The organism is Motilimonas eburnea (assembly GCF_021295345.1).
In the GTDB taxonomy this organism is placed as follows: domain Bacteria; phylum Pseudomonadota; class Gammaproteobacteria; order Enterobacterales; family CBDFNC01; genus Motilimonas; species Motilimonas eburnea.
In genome coordinates this window covers 420,021-427,707 of sequence record NZ_JAIMJB010000001.1, presented here as the reverse complement: position 1 = coordinate 427,707, position 7,687 = coordinate 420,021, and the positions used below count along the sequence as shown (strand labels likewise).

8 protein-coding genes are annotated in these 7,687 nt (G+C 46.7%); 5 read left to right on the top strand and 3 right to left on the bottom strand.

The genetic code is table 11. The features are described 5' to 3' along the window. From K6Y21_RS01995 to K6Y21_RS01980, 4 genes are all read left to right on the top strand, one after another. Positions 1–655 (top strand): ISAs1 family transposase (locus tag K6Y21_RS01995; RefSeq protein ID WP_233069992.1); only part of this gene is annotated, 655 nt, incomplete at its 5' end. A gap of 83 nt (positions 656–738) precedes the next feature. Further along, positions 739–1,224, top strand: a complete 486-nt coding sequence (locus K6Y21_RS01990) for a hypothetical protein (protein WP_233069991.1) — start codon at positions 739–741, stop codon at positions 1,222–1,224. Positions 1,225–1,407: 183 nt separating this feature from the next. Next, positions 1,408–2,706, top strand: coding sequence for a hypothetical protein (locus tag K6Y21_RS01985; RefSeq protein ID WP_233069990.1), 1,299 nt, complete (start codon positions 1,408–1,410; stop codon positions 2,704–2,706). 106 nt (positions 2,707–2,812) lie between these two features. Beyond that, positions 2,813–3,055 (top strand): hypothetical protein, encoded by a 243-nt coding sequence (locus K6Y21_RS01980; RefSeq protein ID WP_233069989.1) that lies wholly within the window; start codon positions 2,813–2,815, stop codon positions 3,053–3,055. A 6-nt stretch (positions 3,056–3,061) separates the two neighbouring features. Here the strand turns inward: K6Y21_RS01980 and K6Y21_RS01975 are convergent, their stop codons facing one another. Together K6Y21_RS01975 and K6Y21_RS01970 are read right to left on the bottom strand one after the other, a co-directional pair. Continuing rightward, a complete protein-coding gene (locus K6Y21_RS01975; protein WP_233069988.1) occupies positions 3,062–3,313 on the bottom strand; it encodes a DUF2999 family protein in 252 nt (83 codons plus the stop codon). 88 nt (positions 3,314–3,401) lie between these two features. Further along, complete coding sequence (locus K6Y21_RS01970) at positions 3,402–3,827, bottom strand: secondary thiamine-phosphate synthase enzyme YjbQ (protein ID WP_233069987.1); 426 nt, start codon at positions 3,825–3,827, stop codon at positions 3,402–3,404. Positions 3,828–3,991: 164 nt separating this feature from the next. Here K6Y21_RS01970 and K6Y21_RS01965 point away from each other — a divergent pair, with 164 nt between their 5' ends. Beyond that, on the top strand, positions 3,992–5,698 hold the full coding sequence (locus K6Y21_RS01965) for a protein adenylyltransferase SelO family protein (protein ID WP_233069986.1): 1,707 nt from the start codon (positions 3,992–3,994) through the stop codon (positions 5,696–5,698). Between the two features lie 80 nt (positions 5,699–5,778). Here the strand turns inward: K6Y21_RS01965 and glnS are convergent, their stop codons facing one another. Continuing rightward, a complete protein-coding gene (gene glnS, locus K6Y21_RS01960) occupies positions 5,779–7,452 on the bottom strand; it encodes a glutamine--tRNA ligase (protein ID WP_233069985.1) in 1,674 nt (557 codons plus the stop codon). Positions 7,453–7,687 lie beyond the last annotated feature (235 nt).

Below are 7,687 nucleotides of genomic sequence, written 5' to 3'. Positions count from 1 at the left end.
TAGCTTGTCTCGTGATGTACTTGATGCCCTGATTTTGAAGAATACGATAGTCACGTTAGATTCATTGCATTGTTTAGCTCCAACAATGGCGCAAATTATTAAAAAGAAAGGTGATTTCACAATTCAGTTGAAAAGGAATCAAGCAAAGCTTTTCGAGCATGTAACACAGGCTTTTGCTGCAGTGTATGACCAACCGAACGGGATGATTGAATGCGTTCACGAAAACCAAGGGCATGGACGAAAAGAATGGCGAAATATCATGCAGATAGAAGCCAACTTACCAGCAGAGCTAAAAGAAAAGTGGCCACATATAAAGACGTTCATTGAAGTAGCGAGTGAGCGTAGTAGCAATGGCAAAGGAACCAGAGATTCACGTTGGTATGTCAGTTCGCTAGAGCTTGATGTGGAGCTGGCTGCTCGTACTGTAAGAGAACATTGGCATGTCGAAAATCAGCTTCATTGGGTACTAGACGTTGTATTTAGAGAAGATGAATTGAGGGTGAAAGATCCGGATGGAGCGAGTCATTTGGCTGCGTTTAACCGAGCAGCACTAAACGCGATAAAGCAGGATATTAGCGAAAAAGATAGCTTAGCAGCCAAGCGTAGAAAGTCAGGTTGGTCCGGCGAATATCGTTCAAAGATTATATTTGGTTAAAAGTTGAACAAAGTGGAATCCCGCCCTGTTGGGTTGGCAAGTTGATTTTCGTTGATATTATTTTTTTATTTTAAGTCGACACTATGAAGAATAATCAACCGAATCAGCATGGGTATGCGCCGCTCTACACTGGCCAAGCGCGTATTCGGCAGCTCCTTGGTTACCTCGCGATTGGGCTCATTGGCTGGATAGGGATCCACTATTGGCTAATGCCTTTTTTCAGTCAATTTGTAACCACGGCCCATTGTCATGACTATCTCGCGATCAATGGCATCACTTGGTTATGGTATGGCTTATTCGTCGGCATTCCATTGCTCATTTTTATCATCTTAGCGGGATTTGGCTGGCCAAATGGACGGCGAGTTTTACGAGATGGCCAATTTCCGGCCAAAGGAAAAAAAACATTTCGACCCACCAAGATACGCTACGGCTATCAAGCCAAATGCATCGGTTGGCTTCAATTATTGGCACCTTTAGTCTGTCTAGGGCTGGCAATAGCAGGTGGACTTCAAGCTCAACAGCTCATCACCATGCCCATCAAAGCCAGTGCTTACGAACTTTGCCCATAGCCATAGTTATCATTAAAGTCGATTGCTCAGTCGCGCTTTCGTTGTGTTAACAGCCATACCACCAGAGCAGATTACGTAAGCCTATGACGATCTGCTTCATAGTTACGACCAGCAATACTACCATATACAAATAGTTGCATATAAATTAAGTGGCATTACTATTTCACCTTAAGAGTCCATCCCATGATTTGCCCAAATCCCCCGACCAACAAGCGAAACCTCTTCGCCCCTCTTGCCATCGCCTTGCTGGGCTCAGCTATCGCATTATCTGCCCACAGCGCCAATCTATTACTCGAAGAGACCTTTGATGACTTGCCAGATTGGCACTCGGGCTTACCGGAAAATGGCCTTAATATTTATGGCATTCATGACGGGCGCACCTTTGGCGATGACAAAAAGGCCGACTTTGCTCAGCGGCGCACCTTAGGCCATGTATTACCGGGCAAATTTTTCTCCGCGCGCCAACAAGGCCAGTATTACAGCCCGCGCAATGGCCATGAAAATCACCATGAAATCATTGAAATTCTCGCCTCCAACAGCGACAAAACCCTAGGCAAACAAGGCAAATCCGCCGTATTTTGGCGCGAACCAACCCAAGATAACAGCCACGAGTGGACAACTGATGGCATCTTAAGTGTCTATCTACCCGATTTAGTCGCCGGCAAGCCCGTCTTTGATCCCAATACCCATCAAGGCTTAGATGAGGTTTACTTTGAATTTTGGATCACCTTTAGCGACAACATCACGGTTTACCCGCCTTGGCAGGACATAGGTCGGCGCGCTGACATGAGTAAAATCGCCCGCGTATCCAGCTTTGATGAACGAGGCAGTGAATACCAAGGCTTTCCCGGTGGCGATAAAGGCCCTATCGTTATCTGGAATTGGATGACAGATTACTACGGCGTGCGCAATGTGATCACCGTGCGCGGTGGCCCACACGGCCACAGTTACACCTTTAATAATGGCGAACTGACCATCCCCCAAGGCTCGATGAACTATGTTGAAATGATAGAAGGCATGGGCCCCAATGGCACCACGGAGCGACCATTAAACTTACGCGATGGCGGTATTATCGACAAAGCCCCCGTGCACCATGCCCAAATCCATGGCAGCGAACACGACTGGGTAAAAATGGCTTTTTACGTCAAGATGAACTCGGCCATGGACGTGCGCGATGGCGTTCTTATTCAATGGATGAACGGCCGCCGGCTATTGACCATGACCGATGTGCCTTACCTGCGCAGCGAGCGCAACGACGGCGAAGATGTGATCACCCCAGACGGCTACGTAAAATGGAACATCGTCGCCATTGGCGGCAATGACTTTTTTCACAGCTGGCCCAAAGAATCCATGCGCGAAGAATGGTATGCCATCGACAATCTTCGTATCTATGACGGCCTGCCCGACTTTGCCGAAACCGATGTCAATGGCTTTACCTTACCGCCTCAGCCGCCAAAGCAATTTAGTGTCGCGCTAAGGTGATGTTACTCGCCGGATTGTTTCGCACCATCAACAAGACATTAGAAGTGGCTTGGTTTATGCAGCTTATCTTTCGTCGTCATCGATTTGACGGCTAAGGGAGGCAAGTATGTTCGCGACCAAACCAAATTTAGCGGCCGATGGCCTTAAATGGCTTCGGATGGATTTAAAGTGTTTAGGCATAGTTTGTTGGCTGAGTGCCATAGTGACATTATTTGGCTTTGCCCTTAGTCAAATAGCCATTGGCTTATTTATCGGCAGTGGGATCTGTTTAACGGGGGCTTGCATGCTCTCACAAAAACAAAATAAGTGGCGCAGTTGGCGCCACAAAGCCAAGCAAACGCAACAATGAAATGGGCTATTGTTGCAGTTTGGCTTTCGCTTCTTCTACTTTGGCAAAGTCCAACCCAAGCTCGTCAACGGCGTCTTTGAGTAATTGCGGATTTTGCATCACTTGCGCCATCAAGGCTTGCAGTTTTTCTTGTGGTAACCCCAGTTGACTCAGTGTTGCCATGGCCATGAGTGGGTTTTGGGTTAGCTCTTGAAACAGCGAATTGATCTTGTCTTCGCTAACATTGTGTTCTTTTAATAGGGCAATAATTGGGTTCATCTTAACCTCTAAACCTAAGTGTGATAATTTGGCGGCAATTTTAGCACTAGCTTGCCAAGCTGGGTACTTGCAATCGTGGCTTTTTGCCTTAACGGCTTTCCCCTTGCAAGGTCACCACTAGCCTTCTCGCGCCGCCATGGTTGCGGTGCTCTCCCAAGTAAATCCCTTGCCACATGCCAAGGTTTAAGCGGCCTTGGCTGATAGGCAAGGTCACGCTATTACCTAACAGGCTCGCTTTTAAATGGGCGGGTAAATCATCACTGCCTTCATAGATATGACGATAATAGGGCTCATTTTCTGGCGCGACGCGGTTAAAGTAGCTTTCAAAATCTAGGCGCACAGTAGCGTCGGCATTTTCATTAATAGTGAGTGACGCCGAGGTGTGCTGAATAAAGATATGCGCTAGGCCGATGGAGACTTTTTTCAACTCAGGTAATTGCTTGAGGATTTCATCTGTCACTAAATGAAACCCTCGCTGTTTTGCTGATAATTCAATCTCTTTTTGCAACCACATAGCCTGCCCCTTAACTTTTTCTAAGCTTATTATTGGTGCGCATTTTATCGCGAGTGTTACCTTGGCACTAGCCAGTTATTGCGACTGAGTTAAACTCTTATTCACAATCGCACGTATTACCTGCATTATTACACTCCATACACGGACAGAATAAAGGATGGCAGATGACAGCGCCTTCAACTAACAACGCATCGGCATTCATTTCTGATTTAACCAGTTTTGCTAAGGCCGCAGATTTTTCATTACTCAATAGCTTAACGCCCGATCCCGATGCCACGGCTAACGGTGATGATCATTTTGCCCGCCAAGTGTTTTCAGGCCATTATGTGCCCGTTACGCCAACGCCAATAGCTAAACCAGAATATGTTAGTCACAGCCAAGGCTTTTTTGCCGAGCTAGGTTTAGCCGACTCCCTTGCCAACGATAGCGGCTTTGCTGCGCTCTTTAGCGGCGATTTAAGCCAAGCGCCAGCGCCCATGAATCAATTCGGCTGGGCCACTGGCTATGCCTTGTCCATATATGGCACCGAATATACCCAGCAGTGCCCGTTTCGCACTGGTAACGGTTATGGTGATGGCCGCGCCCTTTCTATCTTTGAAGGGGTATTAAATGGCCAGCGCGTTGAAATGCAGTTAAAAGGCGGCGGCCCAACGCCTTATTGTCGCGGCGCCGATGGTCGCGCGGTGTTGAGATCTAGCGTGCGGGAGTTTTTAGCTCAAGAATACATGCACGCGCTGGGCATCCCCACGTCGCGCTCTTTGACCTTGTATGTGTCCAAAGCAGAAACCGTGGCGCGGCCTTGGTATTCGCCCGATTCTTATTCGAGTGATCCCGATATCATGGTCGACAACCCAGTGGCTATCTCTACTCGCGTTGCCCCTTCGTTTTTACGCGTTGGCCAAATTGAGCTATTTGCCCGCCGTGCACGAGATCGCAAGCACGAACAGGATTTATCCCAGTTAAAGGACATCGTCGCGCACTTGGTTGAGCGCGAATATCGCACTGAAATAGACCCAAGCCTCAGCTTTAATCAGCAAGTTGTTACTCTTGCGACATTGTTTCAAGCGCGCTTATGTCAGCTAGTGGCTGATTGGCTCAGAGTCGGCTATTGCCAAGGCAACTTTAACAGTGATAACTGCGCTGCTGGCGGGTTTACCTTAGATTATGGTCCGTTTGGGTTTTGCGAACTATTTAGCCCTGAATTTCAACCGTGGACTGGCGGCGGCCAGCACTTTTCATTTTTTAACCAACCTACGGCTGCTGAAGCTAACTTTCATATGTTTTACATGGCATTAAAGGTGCTGCTTGAGGGAGATAACGCAGCGGTTTTGCAGCTCGATGCCCTGCGTCAAGACTTTAGAGCTAAGATTCAGCGTCAATGTGAAACCATGTGGGCGGCAAAGTTGGGCCTGAGTGAGTTTAATCTCAAGCTGTTCTCTGCGCTGCTTAAGCTAATGATGCAAACGCAGGTGGACTATACCATCTTGTTCCGCGAGCTTTCTCATATTCCACTAGATATCAGCCCTTTGAAAAAAAGCTTCTATCAGCCTAGCTCTGCCGAGTTAGATCAGCAGTGGCAAGCCTGGCTCAACCAATGGCTTGATCTGCTGAGCCAAGAGCAAGGCGAACTCAGTGACATCAAAGCTAACATGCTGCGCACTAACCCAAAATATACATGGCGAGAATGGCTTATCGCCCCTGCATATCAGCAAGCAGCACAAGGGAATTACACACTGATCGAAGAGCTCAAACAGGTACTGAATGATCCATATGGCGAGCAAAGCAAAGCCATTGAAGATAAATATTACCGCCTCAAACCCGCTGTCTTTTTTAATGCTGGCGGGATCTCCCACTACAGCTGCTCATCGTAAATCAAATCGGGGCAGATAAAAAAATGCCGCTCATTTAAATGAGCGGCATGGTGATAGGTAAAGTAAATCGTGCTATTTGATTAGCTCTCGATTTTGCCCCAAGTGTCTCTCAGGGTCACAGTGCGGTTAAATACCGGTTTCTCAGGGCTAGCGTCCACATCATCTAAACAGAAGTAACCTTCACGCTCAAATTGATAAGCTACTAAAGGCTCAGCTTTCGCCAATGATATTTCCGCAAAGCCTTGTTTGACGACTAATGACTCTGGGTTAAGTACCTCATGAATGTCTTCGGCTGCACCTGGGTTGGCAACGGTAAACAAACGGTCGTATAGGCGAATTTCTACCGGCAAGTTTTTCGCTGCACTGACCCAATGGATAACGCCTTTAACTTTACGGCCATCAGCTGGGTTTTTACCTAAGGTTTCTGTGTCGTAACTACAACGTAGTTCAACAATCTCACCTTGCTCATCCTTGATCACTTGCTCAGCTTTGATCACATAAGCATTGCGCAAACGCACTTCTTTACCGAGTACTAAACGCTTGTACTTTTTATTGGCTTCTTCACGAAAATCATCACGATCTATGTAAATTTCGCGGCTAAATGGCAACTCACGCGATCCCATTGACTCATCTTTTGGATGATTTGAAGCCGTTAACATTTCCACCTGATCTTCGGGATAGTTTTCAATCACGACTTTCAGTGGGTTGATCACGGCCATGGCACGCGGTGCACGTACTTCCAGATCTTCACGGATACAGGCTTCAAGCATGGCCACTTCAACCGTGTTTTCTTGCTTGGTTACCCCGATGCGCTGACAAAAATCAACGATGGATTCTGGGGTATAACCGCGGCGGCGAATACCGGCGATGGTGGGCATGCGTGGATCATTCCAGCCACTGACGATATTTTCTGTCACTAGCATGTTTAACTTACGCTTAGACGTTAACGTGCTTTCTAGATTTAAACGTGAAAATTCAATCTGCTGTGGATGACAAGGGATGGTAATATTATCCAATACCCAATCATATAATGGACGATGATCTTCAAACTCTAGGGTACATAAACTGTGAGTGATGCCTTCGAGTGCATCCGAAATACAGTGGGTGAAGTCATACATGGGATAAATGCACCACTTGTCCCCTGTTTGATGATGGTGAGCAAAACGGATACGGTAAATGACCGGATCGCGCATTTTCATGTTCGGCGATGCCATGTCAATTTTGGCACGCAGCATCATCTCGCCTTCTTTAAACTCACCCGCGCGCATACGCTTAAATAAGTCTAAGTTTTCTTCAACAGGGCGGTCGCGGTAAGGGCTATTTTTACCCGGCTCGACTAAAGTACCGCGATATTCACGCGTTTGTTCTGCGTTTAACTGACAAACATAAGCCTTGCCATTTTCAATTAACTCAACAGCAAATTGATATAACTGCTCAAAGTAATCAGAGGCGTAATGAATATCGCCGTGCCATTTAAAGCCTAGCCATTGCACGTCACGCTTAATGGCTTCAACGTAGTCTATGTCTTCTTTTTCTGGGTTAGTGTCATCAAAACGAAGATTACAAAGCGCATTGTCATAATCGCGGGCAATGCCAAAGTTCAAACAAATAGACTTAGCATGACCTATGTGTAAGTAGCCGTTAGGCTCAGGTGGAAAACGGGTATGAACGCGCCCACCGTGCTTACCGTTTTTAATGTCTTCATCAATGATTTGACGAATGAAGTTGCTAGGACGAGTGTCCGCCTGACTCATTGCATACCTCGAGTAATTAATATATTTCAACAAATAGCCGCTAATGATCCCCCATTAGTGGCTTAAGCACAATAGCTGATCATGCTACTAGCGTAAAAATTAGCAAGCAATATATGACCTAATGCAGATCGTGTTGATGGTTAGCCTCGAAACAGCTTACGCAAACGGCCCTTAAATGGATTAATGCCATAAAAAAAGGAGAGCCTAAGCTCTCCTTTAGCAATCAGATTTTAGC

Bases quoted from the DNA above. Each gene is read 5' to 3' on its own strand.
- K6Y21_RS01990 (WP_233069991.1), top strand. From the start codon at position 739: ATGAAGAATAATCAACCGAATCAGCATGGGTATGCGCCGCTCTACACT.
- K6Y21_RS01985 (WP_233069990.1), top strand. From the start codon at position 1,408: ATGATTTGCCCAAATCCCCCGACCAACAAGCGAAACCTCTTCGCCCCT.
- K6Y21_RS01980 (WP_233069989.1), top strand. From the start codon at position 2,813: ATGTTCGCGACCAAACCAAATTTAGCGGCCGATGGCCTTAAATGGCTT.
- K6Y21_RS01975 (WP_233069988.1), bottom strand. From the start codon at position 3,313: ATGAACCCAATTATTGCCCTATTAAAAGAACACAATGTTAGCGAAGAC.
- K6Y21_RS01970 (WP_233069987.1), bottom strand. From the start codon at position 3,827: ATGTGGTTGCAAAAAGAGATTGAATTATCAGCAAAACAGCGAGGGTTT.
- K6Y21_RS01965 (WP_233069986.1), top strand. From the start codon at position 3,992: ATGACAGCGCCTTCAACTAACAACGCATCGGCATTCATTTCTGATTTA.
- glnS (WP_233069985.1), bottom strand. From the start codon at position 7,452: ATGAGTCAGGCGGACACTCGTCCTAGCAACTTCATTCGTCAAATCATT.